At 70.5% G+C, this 21,291-nt stretch carries 12 protein-coding genes; 6 read left to right on the top strand and 6 right to left on the bottom strand.

The features are described from left to right. Positions 1-34: 34 nt before the first annotated feature. The 4 genes from pglY (at position 35) to ACWGKJ_RS17815 (ending at position 10,509) form a co-directional block, all read left to right on the top strand. Entirely contained in the window at positions 35-3,931 is a 3,897-nt protein-coding gene (gene pglY, locus ACWGKJ_RS17830; protein WP_385030698.1) for a BREX-2 system ATPase PglY, read from the top strand. Beyond that, positions 3,931-6,876 carry a BREX-2 system phosphatase PglZ gene (pglZ, locus tag ACWGKJ_RS17825; protein ID WP_385030701.1) on the top strand — a complete coding sequence of 982 codons (2,946 nt, stop codon included), beginning with the start codon at positions 3,931-3,933 and terminating at the stop codon, positions 6,874-6,876. Before pglY ends, pglZ begins: the two co-directional genes overlap by 1 nt. Positions 6,877-6,946: 70 nt before the next feature. After that, positions 6,947-8,308, top strand: coding sequence for a BREX system ATP-binding protein BrxD (gene brxD / locus ACWGKJ_RS17820; protein ID WP_385030704.1), 1,362 nt, complete (start codon positions 6,947-6,949; stop codon positions 8,306-8,308). Positions 8,309-8,361: 53 nt separating this feature from the next. Then, positions 8,362-10,509 (top strand): DEAD/DEAH box helicase, encoded by a 2,148-nt coding sequence (locus ACWGKJ_RS17815; protein ID WP_385030707.1) that lies wholly within the window; start codon positions 8,362-8,364, stop codon positions 10,507-10,509. 563 nt (positions 10,510-11,072) lie between these two features. Here ACWGKJ_RS17815 and ACWGKJ_RS17810 read toward each other — a convergent pair. Together ACWGKJ_RS17810 and ACWGKJ_RS17805 are read right to left on the bottom strand one after the other, a co-directional pair. Further along, on the bottom strand, positions 11,073-12,401 hold the full coding sequence (locus ACWGKJ_RS17810; RefSeq protein ID WP_385030710.1) for a class I SAM-dependent RNA methyltransferase: 1,329 nt from the start codon (positions 12,399-12,401) through the stop codon (positions 11,073-11,075). A 337-nt stretch (positions 12,402-12,738) separates the two neighbouring features. After that, positions 12,739-14,877, bottom strand: coding sequence for an APC family permease (locus ACWGKJ_RS17805; RefSeq protein ID WP_385030713.1), 2,139 nt, complete (start codon positions 14,875-14,877; stop codon positions 12,739-12,741). 235 nt (positions 14,878-15,112) lie between these two features. Here ACWGKJ_RS17805 and ACWGKJ_RS17800 point away from each other — a divergent pair, with 235 nt between their 5' ends. Further along, the gene (locus tag ACWGKJ_RS17800; protein WP_385030716.1) at positions 15,113-15,781 is read left to right on the top strand and encodes a potassium channel family protein; all 669 of its coding nucleotides are present in this window, start codon (positions 15,113-15,115) and stop codon (positions 15,779-15,781) included. Then, positions 15,781-16,458 carry a potassium channel family protein gene (locus tag ACWGKJ_RS17795; RefSeq protein ID WP_385030719.1) on the top strand — a complete coding sequence of 226 codons (678 nt, stop codon included), beginning with the start codon at positions 15,781-15,783 and terminating at the stop codon, positions 16,456-16,458. Before ACWGKJ_RS17800 ends, ACWGKJ_RS17795 begins: the two co-directional genes overlap by 1 nt. 119 nt (positions 16,459-16,577) lie before the next feature. On the opposite strand, the gene ACWGKJ_RS17790 is transcribed toward ACWGKJ_RS17795, so the two are convergent. From ACWGKJ_RS17790 to ACWGKJ_RS17775, 4 genes are all read right to left on the bottom strand, one after another. Further along, on the bottom strand, positions 16,578-17,312 hold the full coding sequence (locus tag ACWGKJ_RS17790; RefSeq protein ID WP_385030722.1) for a DUF3159 domain-containing protein: 735 nt from the start codon (positions 17,310-17,312) through the stop codon (positions 16,578-16,580). 3 nt (positions 17,313-17,315) lie between these two features. Further along, the gene (locus tag ACWGKJ_RS17785) at positions 17,316-17,666 is read right to left on the bottom strand and encodes an OB-fold nucleic acid binding domain-containing protein (protein WP_385030737.1); all 351 of its coding nucleotides are present in this window, start codon (positions 17,664-17,666) and stop codon (positions 17,316-17,318) included. A 98-nt stretch (positions 17,667-17,764) separates the two neighbouring features. Continuing rightward, the gene (locus ACWGKJ_RS17780) at positions 17,765-18,463 is read right to left on the bottom strand and encodes a response regulator (RefSeq protein WP_385030725.1); all 699 of its coding nucleotides are present in this window, start codon (positions 18,461-18,463) and stop codon (positions 17,765-17,767) included. After that, a complete protein-coding gene (locus ACWGKJ_RS17775) occupies positions 18,460-21,123 on the bottom strand; it encodes an ATP-binding protein (protein WP_385030728.1) in 2,664 nt (887 codons plus the stop codon). The genes ACWGKJ_RS17780 and ACWGKJ_RS17775 overlap by 4 nt, the downstream gene beginning before the upstream one ends. Positions 21,124-21,291: the final 168 nt, after the last annotated feature.

Raw genomic sequence — 21,291 nt, 5'->3', positions numbered from 1 at the left:
GAAGGACCGGCCGGGCGAGGAGCATCACAGACACATGGCGTTCATGAGCAGGAACACCCCCCGTCCCGAGGACCGCCCCCTCCTGCGCGAGCTGATCCGCATCCCGGAGCGCGTGTCGACGTCCGACTTCGTACTGAAGCTCGGTGAGGCTGTCACGCCTGAGGGCGCCGAGGCCGCCCTGCGGGACTACGTCGTCACCGACCGCCTGCGCGGCAACTTCGACGAGGCACTGGACCTGATCAAATCGGCGCTCGACAGCCACTCCTCCAAGGCTGCCTACCTGCATGGCTCGTTCGGTTCCGGTAAGTCGCACTTCATGGCCGTGCTCTACGCCCTCCTCTCCGGCCACCAGGCCGCCCGTGCCAAGGACGACCTGGACCCCGTCCGCAACAACCACCCCTGGCTGGACGCGGACGACCGCAAGTTCCTCCTCGTCCCGTACCACATGCTCGGCGCCAAGTCCCTTGAGCAGCGCATTCTCGGCAAGTACGTGGAGCACGTACGCAAGGTGCACCCCGGCTGCGATCTGCCGCAGGTCTATCTGACCGACGGCCTCTTCGAGGACTTCGCGGCTCATCGCCGTGGCAGCGGCGACGACCGTGTGATCGCTCAGCTCGCCGAGGCCGACAGCGGTGAGGGCGACGAGTGGGGCGAGGCGTTCGCCTGGACCACCGAACTGCTCGACCGGGCCGTCGCCGCGCAGGAGGAGCACGAGAACACCAAGGGTTTCGACCTGGACAACCCGACCACCCCGCAGGAGCTGCGCGCCCGGCTCGTCCAGGACCTGACCAAGACCCTCTTCCCGTCCTTCGCCCGCAACGCCTCGGAGAACGCCGACGGTTTCGTCTCCCTGGACAAGGGCCTCGGCATCATCGCCGCACACGCCAAATCCCTCGGCTACGACGGCCTCGTCCTCTTCATGGACGAGCTGATCCTGTGGCTGGCCACCCTCATCCACGACCAGAAGGCGCTCGGCCGCGAGGCGGGCAAGGTCACCAACTTCGTGGAGGGGGCCGACGAGCGCCGCGCCATCCCCGTCGTCTCGTTCATCGCCCGCCAGCGTGACCTGCGCGAGCTGGTCGGCGAGGAGATGTCCGGCGCCGCCGAGGCCGCCGTACAGGACACGCTGAAGCTCAACGGCGGCCGGTACGACTCGATCGTCCTGGAGGACCGCAACCTGCCGACGATCGCGCAGGCCCGTCTGCTGCACCCCGTGGACGACGAGGCCGAGGCGAAGGTCGCGGCGGCCTTCGACGAGGCCAAGAAGCTCGGCCCGGACGTCTGGCAGACCCTGCTCGGCCACAAGGACTCCACCACCGGCGCGGACGAGGACGCCTTCCGGCGCACCTACCCCTTCCCGCCGGCGTTCATGGACACCCTGGTGCACATCTCCGGGGCGTTGCAGCGCTCCCGCACCGGCCTGAAGCTGATGAGCCAGCTCCTGGTCGACCACCGGGACGACTGGCGGCTCGGCCAGCTCGTACCGCTCGGCGATCTGTACCCGGCGATCGTCGGCGGCGGCGACAAGGCGTTCAGCGGTGAGACAAGCGTCCACTTCGAGGCGGCGGACAAGCTGTACCGCGAGAAGCTGCGCCCATACCTGCTGAAGACCAACCAGGTCACCGAAGACGACGTGGAGACGTACAAGCGCCGTCCGGAGACGACCAACGATCCGCAGTTGAAGGCCCGTTGCCGGGACTTCACCGGTGACAGCCGACTGATCCAGACGCTGCTCCTCTCCGCGCTCGCGCCGAGCGTCCCCGCCCTGTCCGACCTGACCCTGGCCCGGCTCAACGCGCTCAACCACGGATCCATCACCACTCGGATCGCCGGAACCGAGATCGGCCGCCTGGAGCAGAAGGCGAAGGAATGGGCGGCGACCTTCCCCGAGATCAAGGTCGCCGGCACCGGCCCCGGTGCGGTCGTCCGCCTCGAACTGACCGGTGTCGACCTCGACGCAGTGCTCGCCAACGCTCAGGTGCACAACAACCTGGGCAACCGCCGGAGCAAGATGCGCGCCCTGCTCAAGGAGGCGCTCGGCGTCACCGACGGGACCGGCGGGTTCGACCCGTACGACATACTCGACCTGGTGTGGAAGGGCACCGAGCGGCAGGTCGAGGTGGTCTTCGGGAACGTCGCCGACGTCGACTCGCTGTCGGATGCGGCGCTGCGGCCCAACCAGGAGGACGCCTGGCGGCTCGTCGTCGACTTCCCTTACGACGAGGGCGAGTTCGGGCCGATGGACGACCTCCAGCGGCTGCGTACGCTGCGGGAGAAGACGGGCGGCGACTCTCGGACCCTGGCCTGGCTGCCCACTCATTTCACCGACGCCACCCGCGGCGACTTCGAACGTCTCGTCGTCATCGACAAGGCACTGTCCGACGAGGCCCGCTTCGACTCCGAGTTCGCACGCAGTCTCAACGCCGACGACAAGGCGCGTGCCAAGGGCATGCTGCAGTCGCAGCGGGAAGTCCTCACCGAGCGGGTCCTGGGCGCGCTGAAGCAGGCGTACGGACTCGCACAGAAGCAGGAAGGCGTCGTCGACCTCGGCTTCGGCAACCACCTTGAGGCCCAGCAGCAGGTGGCGGACCTGCAGCTGCCGATCGGCGCGCAGATGGACGACGCCGCACGCCAGCTGTCCGGGAAGCTGCTCGCCCACCAGTTCCCCGCCCACCCCGAGCTGGATCCGGAAGGCACCGGGAAGCCGCTGCGGGCCGCCGAGATCAAGACCGTCTTCGAGTACGTGCGCAAGGCCGCCGAGGACCGTGACGGGCAGGTGGAGGTCGAGTCCAAGGACCGCAAGGTCATGGCGCGGATCGCGGGCGGCCTCAAGCTCGGTGTGATGCAGGAGGCGTACTACCGGCAGTCCAACGGCTGGCTCGACCACTTCAACGCGCAGGCCCGCCGGGACGGAGTGGCCGAGCCGACCCTGGTCAGGCTCGCCGACTGGACCGACCGGCCCGACCCGCGCGGCCTGCCCGAGCCGCTGCGCCGGCTGCTCGCCGCCGCGTACGCGGAAATGTCCGACCGCGTGTGGGTGCGCGGCGGAGTCGCGGTCGAACCCGCACCGCTGCCGAGCGACCTGAAGCGTGACTACGCGCTGCGGGAGCAGCCGCTGCCCACCGAGACGGACTGGGCGGAGGCTCGCAAGCGGTACGAGACGGTGTTCGGTACGCCCGCACCGCAGTTGCGGCGTGGGCGGATCGTGAACCAGTTCGCCGGGCAGATCCGCAAGGCTGCGAACGCGTTCGCCACCGATGCGGGGCGACTCGTCACGGAGCTGGAGAAACACCGGCGGTTCCTGCACCTGGACGATTCTTCGCCCCGCCTTGTGCTCGCCCGGCGGGCTCAGGAGCTGGTGGACGCGGTGCGCGCGGAGAACCTCGGTGCCAAGGCCGTGGTGGACCGGCTGGCCGCATTCGACCTCGGCGGGTTCACCGCGCACCGGTACAGCATGTCGCTGACCAGTGCCGGGACCGTGTCCGATGCGCTGCAGAACACCAGCTGGGGTGAACAGCTGGAGCTGGCCGACACCCTCGGCCGGGACGGTGCGGCGATCCTGGAGCGGGTGCGCGACGCCGCGGCCGGCGACCCCGGCGACTACCCCGACCTGCCGGCCGTCCTGAAGAAGGGCAGCCGGGAGGTGATGGCGCTGCTGCGGTCCCGGCAGAGTCCGCCGCCGGCCCCGCAGCAGCCCACCGACCCGGCACCCAGCTCCGACACGGTGCCCCTGGACGGCGGCTCCGCCCATCCGCAGGTGCTGCCGACGCCGCCGCCCGCGCCTCGCGATCCGGCCCTCCCGGTGGCCCGCTCCGGTGGCGGACGGACGACGGCTGCCCGGGCTGCTGCAGAGCTACAGGCCGAGATCGCGGCACTCGCCGCAGCACACCCCGATGCCGCCGTCGAGGTCACCTGGAAGGTCGTCGACTGATGTCCGGCACGATCACCATCACGCCCGCCGCCGGGCCGGGGCCCTCGGTCGCGGGTCCCTCCCGCCTCTCGGTGAGCACGGTCCGCCAGTTCGTCGCCGCGCGCAGCAAGCTCTGCGACGGCGCGGTCCGCGTCATGCTGCTGCGGGCCGCTCCACAGTGGGACGGGGCTGCCGAGCAGCCGACGATGGGCGCGGCGCAGGTGCGGGTGACTGTCGCACCGTCCGTCCTCGCGGTGCACGAGCAGATCCTGGGCCACCTTCAGGCGCAGGTCCCGCCCGAGCCGCGCGTCCTCGTCGTCCTCACCGACCGGGAGGACACCGAGCTCGACCCCGGTCTGCTCGCCCGCGTCTACGGTCGCCGCATCAGGTCCGTCGACAACTGGGAGGTCGTGCAGGAGGCGTTCGGCGCGAGCGGCCTCGACACGCGTCTGCGCGGCGAGACCTGGGCGGCCGAGGCGCTCCTGGACGCGGCGGGCACCCGGGGCTGGCGCTCGATCGGCAGGGGTGTGCTCTCCCGCGACGAGGCCCTCACCCGGCTGACCCGGCGGCGTCTGCGCCTCGACGACAGCAGCGGGGACACACCGGCGGAACGCGTCCTGCCGGGAGAGGCAGACCGGGTCGACCCCGTCGCCCTGTTCCGGTGGACCCTCACCCCTGGTGGCCCGGACCTCCTGCGCGCGCTGCGCGGACCGGAGAAAGCCGGCCTCGCCCGCTTCCTCGCCGCACCCGAGCAGGGCGGCTCCACAGGCAAGGTGATCACCGCCCTGGTCGAGGCCGAGCACGGCCCCGACGCGGCTGCGTACGCGGTGGTCTGCGCCGCCCTGTGGGGACATGCGGAGGCAGACCACAACCTGTACCGCGCGCGCGGCCGGGCCGAACGATGGCTCGGCGAGCAGCCGCCGGCCCAGGGCGACGAACTCGACCGGCTCCTGGCCTCCTTCGCCCGCAGCGGTGAGACGTACGTACGCGATCTCATCGACCGAGGCGAGCACCGTCTCTCCGACCCGGTCCTGATCCGGGCCGCACAGCTGGTCGCCCAGTTCGGGGCGCAGGCAGCCGCCACCTCCAGTCCGCTCCTGCCCGCCGGGCTCGACGCCCGGTTCGCCGCGGCCGGTCACGCGCTGACCGACGGCTCCACAGAGGCGGTCACGGACTCAGTCACCGCGCTCCGCGCGCACGCTCTTGCCGCCGGCGACAGCGAGACCCGGGCCCGGATCGAGCGGGTCCGGATGGCCGTGCGGCTGCAACGGTGGCTGGCCGGAAACCCGTCGGACTGGATCGAGTCAGTGACCGACGGGACGGAACGCCAGATCCGCGAACTCGGCTGGTCCGACCGCGCCCTGGAGCACCTGGAGGCGGGCGGCGACCCCGACCCCGTACTCGCCGCCGCATACAGCCGGATCGGCGACCAGGTGCAGCGGACCCGCCGCACGCTCGACCACGCCTTCAGCGAACGGCTCGCGGTGTGGACGGCGGACGGTAGCTCCCCCGGTTCCCTGCTCACCGTCGAGTCCCTCCTGACGCGGGTCGTCGCGCCGGTCGTCGCCGAGCCGGGGCGCCGGGTCCTGCTACTGCTCCTGGACGGGATGAGCGCGGCCATAGCGGCCGAGCTGGGGCAGGAACTGCACGAGCAGTGGGCCGAGTTCGACCCGCTTCCCGGGGCTCACGGCACACCGGTGCGGCGTGCCGTGGCCGCAGCGTTGCCCACCCTCACCGCTGTCTCGCGCACCTCTCTCTTCGCCGGGACCCTGATGAGGGGCGACCAGAACGACGAGAAGCGGCTCTTCCCTCAGCACTCCTGCTGGCAGGGTGCCCCGGCGGCCGTCTTCCACAAGGACGACCTGCGCGGCCCCGACACCGGCTCGCCCTTCTCAGCCGCCCTCGGCGAGGCCCTGGCCGACGAACGCATGCATGTCGCCGTCGTCCTCAACACCGTCGACGACCGACTTGCCAAGGAGCAGAAGCTCGGGGACGGTGCCTGGCAGGCCAAGGAGGTCGGTGGTCTCGAACCGCTGTTGCGGGCCGCGCGTGCGAATGGCATGACTGTGCTCCTGACCTCCGACCACGGCCATGTCATCGAACGGCGGGGCAGCAAGCTCGACGCGCCGGCAGGCACCATCGGTTCGGCTCGTCACCGCGACCCCGGCGGCCCGGTCGCACCCTCCGAGATCGCACTGGCCGGGCCGCGAGTGGTCTGGCCGGAGCCCGGCTCGCGCATCGTCGCTCTGCGCGACCACGAGGCCCGGTACACCGCCCTCAAGGCGGGCTACCACGGCGGCGCCACCCTTGCCGAATTCACCATCCCGCTGCTCGCCCTGCTACCCTTCGGCGCCGAACCACCGGAAGGATGGCGGGAGTTGGGCGATCCGGCTCCGTCGTGGTGGTCGGACGAGACGGGCATCGAGACGGGATCCGGCGCCGAGGCCGGCACATCGTCCGGCACCGCTGCTCCCGTCCCCGTCGGCACGCCGTCGCGTCCGGGTGCCAAGCAGTCCAAGAAGGCCGCCCCGTCCGTGGCAGAGGGCGTCATCGGTCTCTTCGGCGAGGAGGAGCTCGCCCCTCTCACGTCGCAGAAGCTCGCCGAGCCCACACCGGAGACCGAAGCCCCCTCCACGCAAGCCCAGTCGCCTGCCGTCGCGCTTGTGGAACGTCTCGTCGCCACCGAGCTGTACGCGGCGCAGTTGGACCTGCTCGCCCGGAAGCCGCGGGAGCCGTCCGTCCTGCCCAAGGCGCTGGTCGCCCTCGTCGAAGCGGGCACCCTGTCCATGACCGCCCTGGCCGAACGCACGGGCCAGCCCGCCGGCCGCGCCCCCGGCTTCGCCGCGACCCTGGCGCAGCTCCTCAACCACGACGGCGCCCAGATCCTGGAGATCCTCCCCGACAACCGCACCCTGCGCCTGCACCGGGCCCAGTTGATGGAACAGTTCGGACTGCGCACCCCGTGAGCAGGACGAACCGGATCCCTCCGCCGGCATTCCTGCGGCCCGGCGATCTCCCTGATGGGAGACTGTCCGGGTGAACTCGTCTCGATCCTCAACCCCTCGTGTCAGTGCACCGGTCGGTGCCGTACGCCGCCGCGCCGTCGTGGACGCATTGCGGCGCGGCGCCGTCCCCGAGAGCGGCCTCGACCTGCTCGCCACCGGCCTGGGCCGCTTCGAGCAGGCGGTCGACGAGGAACTGGACACCGTCGCCGCCGGCGGCTCGGTGTTCAAGGCAGTGCGCGGTGAGTACGGCTCCGGCAAGACCTTCTTCACCCGATGGCTCGGCGAGCGCGCCAAGCGGCGCACCTTCGCTGTGGCCGAGGTACAGGTGTCGGAGACCGAGACCCCGCTGCACAAGCTGGAGACGGTCTACCGGCGGCTCACCGAACGCCTGACCACCGCGAGTTTCCCGCCCAGCGCCCTGCGGCCCATCGCCGATGCTTGGTTCTACGCCCTTGAGGAGGACGCGCTCACCGACGGCGCGGCCGAGAGCGAACTGCCGCAGGCCGTGGACCGGCTGCTCACCGCCCGCCTGGCCGAAGTGTCCCGCCAGGCACCCGCCTTCGCCACCGCGCTGCGCGGGTACAAGCAGTCCCTGGACTCCGGCGACGAGACGACCGCCGCCGCAGTGATGGCCTGGCTCGGCGGCCAGCCGCACGTCGCAGCTGCCGCACGTCGCAGCGCCGGAATCCGCGGGGACCTCGACCACTTCGGCGCCTTCGGCTTCCTGCAAGGCCTGCTGACCATACTCAAGGACGCAGGGCACGCCGGGCTCGTCCTCGTCCTGGACGAAGTGGAGACGCTGCAACGGGTCCGCTCCGACGCCCGCGACAAGGCCCTCAACGCCCTGCGCCAGCTCATCGACGAGGTTCATTCCGGTCGCTTCCCCGGCCTCTACCTCGTCATCACCGGCACTCCCGCCTTCTACGACGGACAGCAGGGTGTCCAGCGTCTCGCCCCGCTCGCCCAGCGCCTGGCCACCGACTTCACCACCGCCCCGCGCTTCGACAATCCGCGTGCCGTACAGATCCGGCTTCCCGGATTCACGGAGGAGTCCCTGACCGGTCTGGGCGCCACCATCCGCGACCTGTACGCGGACGGCGTCTCCTCTCCCCACTCCGCCGAGCGGATCAAGCGGCTAGCCGACGACGTGTACCTTGCGGACCTGGCAAGGGCCGTGGGCGGAGCGCTGGGAGGGAAAGTCGGAGTGGCACCGCGCCTGTACCTGAAGAAGCTGGTCGGGGACGTACTCGACAGGATCGATCAGTTCGACGACTTCGATCCGCGTACGCACTACAAACTGACCCTCGGCAGCGGCGATCTCACTGCCACCGAACGCAATCTCGCCGCGCCCCCGGCGGCCGCGTCGGCCGATGATCTCGATCTCGACCTCTGATCTGTCGCCTTTCCCTCCCGTTCACGGAAGACCAAGCGCAGGGAGCCACCCACGTGCTGGACCAGACGCCCGGCCTCGACCCGCTCGAACGCCTCGATCCGGTCGTCCTGCACCACATCGTCAATACTCTCGGATGGCCTGATCTACGCCCCCTGCAGAAGGCCGCCGTAGAACCACTGATGGACGGCGAGGACGCGATCCTGCTCGCGCCGACCGCGGGCGGGAAGACGGAAGCCGCCACCTTCCCCGTCCTGTCCGCCATGCGGGAGCAGCACTGGACGGGCACCTCCGTCCTCTACCTGGCCCCGCTCAAAGCCCTCCTCAACAACCTCATCCACCGCGTCGACACCTACGCCCAGTGGCTCGGTCGCCGCGCCGCGCTCTGGCACGGCGACACGCAGGAGTCCGCACGCCGCCGTATCCGCACCGAGTCGCCCGACTTCCTGCTCACCACACCCGAGTCGCTCGAAGCGATGCTGATGAGTGTCAAGACCGATCACGCGCACATGCTCGGCCGGGTCCGGGCCGTCATCATCGACGAGGTGCACGCTTTCGCGGGTGACGACCGGGGCTGGCACCTACTTGCCGTGCTCGAACGGCTGGAGCAGCTGGCCGGTCACCGGATCCAGCGGATCGGCCTCTCCGCCACCGTCGGCAACCCGGACGCACTCCTCACATGGCTGCAGGGGGCGCGCCCCGCCGAACGCCCGGGACGGGTCGTCGCGCCCGGCATCACTCTGCCGGACACGGCTGGGGACACCCCGCCGCCGAGACCCGCGGGAGACGTCGAACTCGACTACGTCGGTTCGCTCGCCAATGCCGCCAAGGTCATCTCCGCCCTGCATCGCGGCGAGAAGCGTCTGGTCTTCTGCGACTCCCGCAAGCAGGTCGAGGAACTCGGTGCGGCGCTCCGGGCCCGCGACGTCACCGTGTTTCTCTCGCACGCCTCACTCTCCACCGATGAACGGGCCCGCTCCGAGCAGGCGTTCGCCGAGGCGCGCGACTGCGTCATCGTGTCTACCTCCACCCTGGAGCTCGGCATCGACGTCGGCGACCTCGACCGAGTCATCCAGATCGACTCCCCCGGCGCCGTCGCCTCGTTCCTGCAAAGGATCGGCCGCACCGGCCGTCGCGCCGGCACCTCACGCAACTGTCTCTTCCTCACAACCAGGCCGGAGTCGTTGCTGCAGGCCGCCGGGTTGCTCACGCTCTGGGCCCGGGGCTGGGTCGAGCCCGTAACCCCGCCACCGTCGCCCCGTCACCTCGTCGCTCAGCAGCTGCTCGCGCTCACCCTGCAGGAGCACCGCATCGGCAACCGGCTCTGGCCGGACCAGTGGAACGGCCTCGCGCCCTTCGACCGGTCGGCCGCCCCGCTCCTGAAGCACCTGGTCGACGAGGGCTTTCTGGACAGCGACAACGACATGCTCTTCATCGGCCCCGAGGCCGAGAAGCACTTCGGCCGCCGGCACTTCATGGAACTCACCGCTTCCTTCACCGCGCCGCCCGAATTCACCGTCCTCGCCGGGCGCACCGAGATCGGCACCACCGACCCCGCCGTGCTCACCGAGGAACGCCCCGGCCCGCGCCGCCTCCTGCTTGCCGGGCGCAGCTGGCAGGTTACGTTCATCGACTGGGCCCGTCGCCGTGCCTTCGTCGAACCTGTCGAGGACGGCGGTGTGGCCAAATGGCAGGGCAGTGAGGCCCGCGGCCTCTCATTCGCCATGACCCGTGCCATGCGCAACGTCCTTCTTGGCACCGACCCCGATGTCCGGCTCACCCGCCGCGCCGCCGCTGCCCTCACCGAGCTGCGCACCGATCGTGCCCCTCACGAGGTCCACCCGGCCGGCACTCTCGTCATTCGCGACGCCGATGCCACGCGCTGGTGGACCTGGGCCGGCTACCGCGCCAATGCGACCCTTGCCGCCTCCCTCGGCAACCTCGCCGATCCCGTCCAGCGGCCGTCCGACACCCACCTCCGCCTGCGCCAGGACCTCGCCCCCGCTGACTGGAAATCCGCCCGCGCCGAACTCGCCGACTCCCTCACGCTGCCCACCGTCGACCCGCGCGCCGTCCGCGGCCTGAAGTTCTCGGCTGCCCTCCCGCCACGCGTGGCCACGGCCACACTGGCCGAACGTCTCGCGGACTTCGACGGGGCACTGACCACGGCGCGAGAGCCGGTACGGCTCGAATGGGGGATGTGAACTTCGTTTCCGTACGTTCGGCTCCTGGCGGCGTGAGCTCCGCTTCCGCCCCAGGGCTCTTCGCCTCTCCCCCGGGCATCTCTGCCACCTCTGCCACGCCCGCCGCGCCTGGGCCGGTGAGGCCCACGAGAACTCCTCCTGCGCAAAGCCCAACCTGACTGCATCCTCGGCGACAGCCACCAGATGTGCTGCGGTCTGTGAGATCCGTTCCGCTGGGGCCCGTTCGAGCATGGAGGTCAGCAGCTCCTCCCAGGGGGGACGGCAGCAGGCCGTCGAATGCGCCGCAGTCGTCGTATGCGGACTGAAGCGCGGGCAGCGCCTCCTCGCCAAGTCTGCGACCTCTGGCACCGAGCCCGCCCCGTATGCGCACGGGCGCATAGACCGCGTCATGGCCGAGGATCCGCCGTACACAGGGACAGACGCCCATTAAATGCCGCCCGTGCCCAGGGACGACCCCACCTGCAAGCCCGTAAGAACGAGCGTCAGGACGTCTCTCAGTGCGTCATTTGAGCGTCAAAAATGTGCACGTAACGCACATGGCGCACGGCCGGTAAAGCCGCAGTTCAGACGTCCTTTACAGCTGGCTCAAGAATCGCCACGCACTCCACATGATGGGTCATCGGAAACAGATCGAAAGCCCGCAGCACCCGCACCCGGTACCCCCCCTCCGCGAAGTAGGCCAAGTCCCGGGCCAGCGCAGCCGGATCGCACGCGACGTACGCGATACGGCGGGCGCCCAGCGAAGTCAGGTGTGTGACGGTCTGCTTGCCCGCGCCCGCTCGGGGCGGGTCCAGGACGATCAGGTCGGTCTCCGTGATGCCCGTGCGGGGCAGGGCCGCCTCGACCTTGCCGTGTTCGATGCGGACCCTCGGCAGTTCCCTGAGGTTGTGCCGGGCGTCCTCGCAGGCGCGCTTGGAGGACTCGATGCCGAGCACCGCGCCCTGCTCACCGACGCGTTCGGCGATGGCGCCCGCGAACAGCCCTACGCCGCAGTAGAGATCGAGCGCCGAGTCGCCCTTGCGGGGCATCAGGCCCTGCATCACGGCCTTCAGCAGGGTGTCGGCCGCCTGCGGGTGGATCTGCCAGAAGCCGCCCATGCCGACGCGGTACGTGCGTCCGTCGGCCCGTTCGCGGACGAAGGGGCGGCCGTGGACACGGTGCACTCCCCCGTCGTGCTCCTCGACGCGCAGGACGGAGACCGGCTTGTCCAGTTCGACCAGCGGCAGACGGCCGCCCGGCCTCGGGGTGAGGACGACCTGGCGGTCGCTGGAGCCGGTGGCCGCGATGGCCTCGACCGAGGCCAGCTGCGGCCACTCGCGCTTCTCGATGCCCAGCTCCGTGACGCCCGGCGCCGCGATCATGCAGTGGTCGATCGGCTCGACCTCGTGCGAGCGGTGCTTGCGCAGGCCCGCCCTGCCCTGCTCGTCCACCGTGTACTGGACCCGGGTGCGCCACGCGGGCACCTCGCCCGCCGGGAGCTTGTCGCCGGCCGCCGGCATCACGGTGCCGTCCCAGCCGGCTTCCTCCGGAGTGAGACCCGCCAGCCGCTGGAGCTGCTCGGCGATCACTTCGCCCTTGAGCCTGCGCTGCGCGCCCGGCTTGGCGTGTTGCCAGTCACAGCCGCCGCACCGGCCGGGGCCCGAGAAGGGGCACGGGGCCTCGACCCGGTCCTTGGACGCCTCGATGATCCGCACGGCGTCGGCCCGCAGGAAGCGCGAGCTCTCCTCGCCGTCGGTCACCCGGGCGACGACCTTCTCGCCGGGCAGCGTGTGCCGTACGAAGAGGACCCGGCCCTCCGCGTTGCGGGCGATGCAGTGGCCGCCGTGCGCGACGGGGCCGACCTCGACCTCGTACTCCTCCCCGACCAGCGATGCCGTGGGTTCTGTCTGCATGGCGGGGGGACTCCAGAAGATCAAAGGGGAAGAGCCGGACAGGGAACTGCCGGATGCCGGACAGGGGACCCGCCGGACAACGACCCACCAGTCTACGTGGGTGCTGCCCGGCCGTTCACCAGCCGGGCCAGGGCGGCCCTCACCGGCCGGACGGACCAGGCGCCGCGTTCACCGGCCGGGACCAGGCCCCGCGCTCACCGACCGGAGGGGCCGGACCCGCGCTCACCGACCGGACGGGCCGGACCCGCGCTCGCCGGACGGATCACACCCCTCCAGACGAAGCCCCGCGCTCACCGGCCGGGCGGGCCGCCGCTCACGGCCCCCGACGGCCTTCGCTTCAGCCCTTGCCCTTCCCGCCCTTCGTACCCTTCTCGCCCTTGGCGGCGCCCTTCCCGGCACCCGATCCCTTCCCGGCGCCCGATCCCTTGCCGGACACCGCGACCGGCTCCGCGGGACGCCTGGTCACCGGGCCGCGGCGCACCGCGCCCGGCGCATTCCAGTCGGCCCGCTTCCTCGCGCGCTTCTTCGCCAGCTCCGAGGACTCCAGCTGGTACGGGACCGAGGTCACCATGACGCCGGGAGTGAAGAGCAGCCGGCCCTTCAGGCGCAGGGCGCTCTGGTTGTGCAGGACGTGCTCGTACCAGTGCCCCACCACGTACTCGGGGATGTAGATGGAGACGACGTCCCGCGGGCTCTCGCGGCGCAGGCCCCGTACGTACTCGATGATCGGCCGGGTGATCTCCCGGTACGGGGAGTCCAGGATCTTCAGCGGCACATTGATGCCGCGCCGCTCCCAGTCGTCCCTGAGCGCCTTGGTCTCGGCCGGGTCGACGCCGATGGAGAGCGCCTCCAGATGGTCGGAGCGCATCAGCTTCGCGTAGCCCAGCGCGCGCAGCGTCGGCTTGTGGACCTTGGAGACCAGCACGATCGAGTGGACGCGCGAGGGGCGCAGGCTCTCGTCGGACGGTTCGTCCGGTGCCGCGATCTCCTCGGCCACCCGGTCGTAGTGCTTGCGGATCGCGGTCATGGTCCCGAAGAAGATCACCATGCCGAGCAGGGCGACCCAGGCGCCGTGGGTGAACTTGGTGGCCAGGACGACGACCAGCACCAGACCGGTGAAGAAGGCGCCGAAGGTGTTGATGGCGCGCGAGCGGATCATGTGACGGCGCTTGTTCGGGTCCTTCTCGGTCGCCAGATGGCGGTTCCAGTGCCGGACCATGCCGGTCTGGCTGAGGGTGAAGGAGACGAACACACCGACGATGTACAGCTGGATCAGCCGGGTCGAGTCGGCGCCGTAGATGACCACGAGCAGCACGGCGGCGCCGGCCAGCAGCACGATGCCGTTGGAGAAGGCCAGCCGGTCGCCCCGGGTGTGCAGCTGGCGCGGCAGATAGCGGTCCTGGGCGAGGATCGAGCCGAGCAGCGGGAAGCCGTTGTACGCGGTGTTGGCGGCCAGGAAGAGGACCAGTGCGGTCGCCGCGGCGAGGACCACGAAGAAGAAGGTGCCATTGCCGAAGACGGCGGCGGCCACCTGTGAGATCACCGGGTCCTGGTTGTAGCCGGACCCCAGCGGGACGCCGTGGTTGAGCAGATCGGTGCCGGGGTTGGATGCCATCCGCACCTTGGTGGCCATGGCGAGCCCGATGATCCCGCAGAACATGGTGACGGCCAGGACGCCCATCAGCGCCAGCGTGGACGCGGCGTTCTTGCTCTTCGGCTTGCGGAAGGCCGGTACGCCGTTGCTGATCGCCTCGACGCCGGTGAGCGCCGCACAGCCGGACGAGAAGGCCCTCAGCAGCAGGAAGACCATGGCGAAGCCGCCGAGGCCGCCCCGCTCGGCGTGGATCGTGAAGCCCGCGGTCGGGGCCTTCATGGTGTCGCCGAGTACGAGTCCCCTGAAGGCGCCCCACACGATCATGATGAAGACGCCCGCGACGAAGACGTACGTCGGAATGGCGAAGAGCTTTCCCGACTCCTTCACACCGCGGAGGTTCATCAGGGTCAGCAGAATGATCGTGCCGACGGCGCAGAGCACCTTGTGTTCGACGACGAAGGGGATCGCCGAGCCGAGGTTCTCGACGCCGGACGCGATCGACACGGCGACGGTGAGCACGTAGTCGACGAGCAGGGCGCTGGCCACGGTGAGGCCGGCCTTCGGCCCCAGGTTGGTGGTGGCGACCTCGTAGTCACCGCCGCCGCTGGGGTAGGCGTGCACGTTCTGCCGGTAGGACGCCACCACGGTGAACATCAGCACCACGACGGCAACCGCGATCCACGGGCTGAAGTGGTAGGCCGACACACCCGCGACGGAGAGGACGAGCAGCACTTCTCCCGGGGCGTACGCCACCGAGGACAGGGGGTCGGAGGCGAAGACGGGAAGCGCGATGCGTTTGGGGAGAAGGGTCTCACCCAGCTTGTCGCTGCGCAGCGCCCGGCCGATCAGGATGCGTTTGGGCACGTCGGTCAGTTTGGACACGGTGAGGATCGTAAGCGTTCGATATAGGGGGCGCGCACCCCCCACCCCCTCATCACCACAGTGTCAACACGACGGAATATCCGGCTCCCCCGCGGCGGCCCCCGTACGGGGCTCCCCACCCGCACCGTGCGTGTGTAGCTTGGCCGCTTGTCTGAGAGTCTTTATTCCTTGGCCGGGGCCATTTTCCGGTGGAACAGTTATGACCGAAAATTTACGGACGTGTGGAAGGACGGTCGTGCACATCGTCATCATGGGCTGCGGGCGAGTGGGAGCCGCTCTCGCGCAGACCCTGGAACAGCAGGGGCACACGGTCGCAGTCATCGACCAGGACCCCACGGCCTTCCGCCGTCTGGGCGCCGGGTTCGGCGGTCGCCGGGTCACCGGAGTCGGTTTCGACCAGGACACCCTCCGTGAGGCGGGTGTCGAGGAGGCCGGTGCGTTCGCCGCGGTGAGCAGCGGGGACAACTCGAACATCATCGCGGCGCGGGTCGCCCGCGAGATGTTCGGGATCGAGAACGTCGCCGCCCGCATCTACGACCCCCGCCGTGCCGAGGTCTACCAGCGTCTGGGCATCCCCACCGTGGCGACGGTCCGCTGGACCGCCGACCAGATGCTGCGGCGGCTGCTGCCGTCCGGCGCCGAACCCCTGTGGCGCGATCCGAGCGGCGGTGTGCAGCTCGCGGAGGTGCACACGTCGCCCGCCTGGATCGGCCGGAAGATCAGCCAGCTCCAGGAGGAGACAGGCGTGCGCGTCGCGTTTCTCACACGTCTGGGCGAGGCGACGCTGCCCACCTCCCGGACGGTGCTCCAGGAGGGCGATCTGGTGCACGTCATGATGCACACGGCCGAGGTCGAGAAGGTCGAGGCGGCCTTCGCCCGGGGCCCCGAGGAGGGCGGTCACTGATGCGTGTCGCTATTGCCGGGGCCGGCGCGGTGGGGCGTTCCATCGCGGGCGAGCTGCTGGAGAACGGCCACGAGGTCCTGCTGGTCGACAAGGCGCCCACCGCCATCTCGGTGGAGCGGGTGCCGCTGGCCGAGTGGCTGCTCGCGGACGCCTGCGAGATCACCTCACTGGACGAGGCCGCGCTGCAGCGGTGCAACGTGGTGATCGCCGCGACCGGTGACGACAAGGTCAATCTGGTGGTCTCGCTGCTCGCCAAGACGGAGTACGGGGTGCCGCGGGTCGTGGCCCGGGTGAACAACCCCAAGAACGAGTGGCTGTTCAACGAGTCCTGGGGCGTCGATGTCGCGGTCTCCACACCGCGGCTGATGTCGGCGCTGGTCGAGGAGGCCGTGAGCGTCGGCGATCTCGTACGGCTGCTGCGCTTCAGCCACGGCGACGCCAACCTGGTCGAGCTGACGCTGCCGCCGGAGTCCGCGCTGGCCGGCACCCAGGTCCACGAGGTGGCGTGGCCCGAGGACACCTCGCTGGTCACCATCATCCGCGGAACCCGGGTCCTGACGCCGAGCCCGGAGGAGACGCTGGAGGCGGGCGACGAGCTGCTGTTCGTGGCCGCGCAGGCGCGCGAGGAGCAGCTGGAGGACCTGCTTTCGGTACGCCGGGAGGGCGCGGCCGGTTAGCCGCTTCCGGCCCCGGATCCGTACCGGAGCGAGAACCGCCGTACCGGGGTCGTCCCGGTACGGCGGTTCTCGCTGTGCGCAGTGTGCCGGCTGCGCGGCCGGGTGAGGTGGACGGGCTGTTACGCCTCGCCGCGCTGCGCCTCCGCGGCGGCCGCCTTGCGTGCCTTCTCGGCCTTCTCCTCGGCCTCCATCTCGGCGAACACGTCGATGGGCGGCGGGGCCTTCGCCAGGAAGACCCAGGTGAGGTAGACCGCGAGCAGGAACGGCGGGATCTTCAGCGCGATCAGCACCCAGCCGAACTGCGTGGTGTCGGCCCACCAGTACAGCGGGAAGAGCACCGCGCACTTGGCGAGGAGGATCAGCCCCCAGGCCCAGCTCGACTTGGTGTACGCCGATTTGCGGCCGGGGTTGCGGGTGCGCCAGGAGAGGTTCTCCTTGAAGACCGGTCCGAGGATCACCCCGATCAGCGGGAAGCCCGCCGCCGCCGTCACGATGTAGGCGAGAGCGAGCCCCAGCGTGTACAGCATGCCCGGCAGATAGAAGTCCTTGGCGTTGCCGGTCATCATCGCGAAGACCACGCCGAAGGCGACACCGAAGACACCGCTGAAGGCGTGCTTGACGGTGTCCCTGCGGACCAGCCGCACCACGACGAGCACCAGGGAGACCGCCACGGCGGCGATCGCCGAGGTCTTGAGGTCCTTGTTGACCGTGAAGATCGTCACGAACAGCAGGCCCGGGAGCACGGTCTCCACCATGCCCCGCACCCCGCCGAAGGCTTCGAAGAGAGCGGCCTCCGTGACGGCTCTGTCGGCGGTGTCCTGGTCGGTTGTGGTCGGCTTGTCGAGAGACGTCACCGGCTACTCCTGTCCGAGCGGTCGCAGTTCGTATTTGGGGTTGAACAGCACCCGCCGGCCGTGGCTCATGGAGATCCGGCCGGAGGCGATCAGCTTGCGGCCCGGTTCTATGCCCACGATCGAGCGCCGGCCGAGCCACACCACGTCCAGCGGTGCCGTGCCGTCGAACAGCTCGGCCTCCAGGGCGGGCACACCGGCCCGGGGACGCAGGGTGACCGTGCGCAAGGTACCAGTCACCTTGACGATCTGGCGGTCGGTGCATTCGGAGATCCTGGTGCACCCGGTGGCCTGCGCGTCCTCCTGCAGCTCCGCGGAGTGCAGATCCTCCTGCGAGGTCGACAGCCGGTCGATCATCCGGCGGAAGCGGCCGGTCGGCTTAACACTCATAGGTGAAGGGTACCGGGGCGCCGGTATCCGCCGCCCGCTGTGCCCCGGCCCTTTCCGGGCGCCCGTCAGTGCTCGAAGCGGTATCCCATCCCGGGCTCGGTGACGAAGTGCCGGGGGTGCGAGGGGTCGGCCTCCAGTTTGCGGCGCAGCTGGGCCATGTAGACGCGCAGATAGTTGGTCTCGGTGCCGTACGAGGGACCCCAGACCTCCTGGAGCAGCTGCTTCTGGCTGACCAGCCGGCCGGTGTTCCGTACGAGCACCTCCAGGAGGTGCCACTCGGTCGGTGTCAGCCGTACGTCACGGCCCGCGCGCTGCACCTTCTTGGCCGCCAGGTCGACCGTGAACTCGGCGGTCTCCACCAGGGAGACGTCCTCGCCCCCCGCACCGGAATCGGGTCCGACGGGCTCGGCCCTGCGGACCGCGGCGCGCAGCCGGGCCAGCAGTTCGTCCATGCCGAAGGGCTTGGTGACGTAGTCGTCGGCGCCCGCGTCCAGCGCCTCGACCTTCTCGTCCGACGTGTGGCGCGCGGAGAGCACCAGGACCGGCACCCGGGTCCAGCCGCGCAGGCCCCTGATGACCTCCACGCCGTCCATGTCGGGCAGCCCGAGGTCCAGGAGGACCACGTCGGGGTGGCGGGCGGCGGCCAGCCGGAGCGCGGTGGCCCCGTCCGGGGCGGCGTCCACCTCGTACTTGCGCGCCTTCAGGTTGATCACAAGGGCGCGTACGATCTGCGGATCGTCCTCGACCACGAGCACCCGGGTCATAGCTGGATCTGCCTCTCTGCCGATGGGGCGGCCGGTGGGGTGGCCGGTGGGGCGGGCCGCGCGGCCGCGGTGGATCCGGACGGTGGCGCGGCTCCGCTTGATCCGGACGACAACGCGGCTCCGGTGGATCCGGACGGCGCGGTGGTATCCGCACCCGCCGGTCCCGTGACCGCTCTCAGCGTGAGGACCATGGTCATCCCGCCGCCCGGGGTGTCCTCGGCGCCCAGCGTGCCGCCCATCGCCTCGGCGAAGCCGCGGGCGACCGCGAGTCCGAGCCCGACGCCCACGCCCCGCGGGGCGTCGCCGAGGCGCTGGAAGGGCTCGAAGATGCGCTCCTTGGCCTCGTCGGGGACGCCCGGACCCCGGTCGGCCACGCGCAGCTCCACCCGGTCGCCCAGCGCGCTGGCGGCCACGGTGACGGGCACATCGCCCGGGTTGTACTTGACGGCGTTCTCGACGATGTTGGCGACGGCGCGCTCAAGGAGTCCGGGGTCGACGGCCACCATGGGCAGCGTCTCCGGGATGTCCAGCTCGGCGCTGCCCTCGGGAACGCCGCCCAGCGCCATCGGGACGACCTCGTCCAGGTCGATCTCGCGGATCAGCGGGGTGACGGTGCCGGTCTGGAGCCTGGAGACGTCCAGGAGGTTGCCGACGAGGTGGTCGAGGCGGTCCGCGCCGTCCTCGATACCCGCGAGCAGCTCCGCCTCGTCCTCGTCCGACCAGGAGACGTCGTCGGAGCGCAGTGAGCTGACGGCCGCCTTGATGGCCGCGAGCGGGGTCCGCAGATCGTGGCTGACGGCGGCGAGGAGCGCCGTACGGATGCGGTTGCCCTCGGCCAGCCTGCGGGCCTCCTCGGCCTCGTCGACGAGGCGCCGGCGGTCCAGTACGACAGCGGCCTGGGCAGCGAACGCGCCGAGCACCCTGCGGTCCTCGGCGGGCAGCACCCGGCCGGTGAGCGCCATGGCCATATGGTCGCCGATCGGCATGTCCACGTCCGCGCCCTCGGGGCGGTCGAGCGGCCGGGGCCCGACGCTGCCCACACAGACCCAGGGATCGACGTCGCTCTTCCGTTCGAGGAGTGCCACGGACTCCATGGCGAACGTCTCCCTCACCCGTTCGAGCAGGGCGTCCAGCGAGGTCTCGCCGCGCAGCACGCTGCCGGCCAGGAAGGAGAGGATCTCGGACTCGGCGCGGAGTCTGGCAGCCTGATGCGTGCGGCGGGCGGCCTGGTCCACCACCGACGCCACCGCCACGGCGACCGAGAAGAAGATCACGATGGCGACGATGTTCTTCGAGTTCGAGATCGTCAGCAGATGCAGCGGCGGCGCGAAGTAGTAGTTCAGCAGCAGCGAGCCGAAGGCCGCGGACGCGAGCGCGGGCAGCAGTCCGCCGAGCAGCGCGGCGGCGACCGTCAGCGACAGGAACAGCAGCATGTCGTTGGCGAGGCCCAGCTCGGCGTCGACGTTGGTCAGCAGCACGGTGAGAACGGCGGGCCCGACCACCCCGGCCAGCCAGCCCCAGATGATCCGTACGTGCCCCAGCCGCGCCCCGCGCGCGACCGGCAGCCCCCGGCCCTTGGCGACCTCCTCGTGGGTGACGATGTGGACGTCCAGGTCGGGCCCGGAATCCCGCGCCACGGTCTGGCCGACACCCGGGCCGAAGACGTACTGCCAGGTCTTTCGGCGGCTGGAGCCGAGCACGATCTGGGTGGCGTTGACCCCGCGGGCGAACTCCAGCAGCGCGGAGGGGATGTCCTCCCCTATGACGTGGTGGAAGGTGCCGCCCAGATCCTCGACCAGGGTCCGCTGGAAGGCCAGCTCCTTGGGGGACGCCGAGGTCAGGCCGTCGCTCCGGGCGATGTAGACGGCGAGGATCTCGCTGCCCGACCCCTTGGCGGCCATCCTGGCCGCGCGGCGGATGAGTGTACGCCCCTCGGGGCCGCCGGTGAGTCCCACCACGATGCGCTCGCGGGCCTGCCAGGTGGAGCGGATGTTGTGCTCGCCGCGGTACTGCTGGAGGTACTCGTCCACCCGGTCGGCCACCCAGAGCAGCGCGAGTTCACGCAGGGCGGTGAGGTTGCCGGGGCGGAAGTAGTTGGAGAGGGCCGCGTCGACCTTGTCGGGTTGGTAGATGTTGCCGTGCGCCATCCGGCGGCGCAGCGACTGGGGCGACATGTCGACCAGTTCGAGCTGGTCGGCCCGGCGGACCACTTCGTCGGGGACGGTCTCGCGCTGGGCGACACCCGTGATCGACTCGACGACGTCGCCGAGTGACTCCAGATGCTGGATGTTGACGGCCGAGACGACGTCGATGCCGGCCTTGAGCAGCTCCTCCACGTCCTGCCAGCGCTTGGCGTTGCGCGAGCCCGGGACATTGGTGTGGGCCAGCTCGTCGACGAGGGCGACGGCGGGGGCGCGCTCCAGGACCGCGTCCACGTCCATCTCGGTGAAGACACCGCCGCGGTAGCCGATCTCACGGCGCCGGATCTGCTCCAGGCCGTGCATCATCACCTCCGTGCGCGGCCGGTCGTGATGCTCGACGAAGGCGATGACGCAGTCGGTCCCCCGCTCCACCCTGCGGTGGGCCTCGGACAGCATCGCGTACGTCTTCCCGACGCCCGGTGCCGCGCCGAGGAATATTCGAAGCTTGCCTCGTGCCATGGCCCCATTGTCTTTCGGAGAGCAGCTGAGTACCCTCCGTCGACCTTACGGCCATCGATTCCGGCATAACGGACGGGGGGTCACTCGTACGGGTGTCTTGACGCGATCCTGATGGAGTGCTGCGGCCCCTGATCGGCCCTGGTCGGGCGGGCGTCTCAGGGGCCGTCA

This window comes from Streptomyces sp. NPDC054757 (genome assembly GCF_053612185.1).
This window is presented reverse-complemented; position numbering and strand designations above follow the sequence as displayed.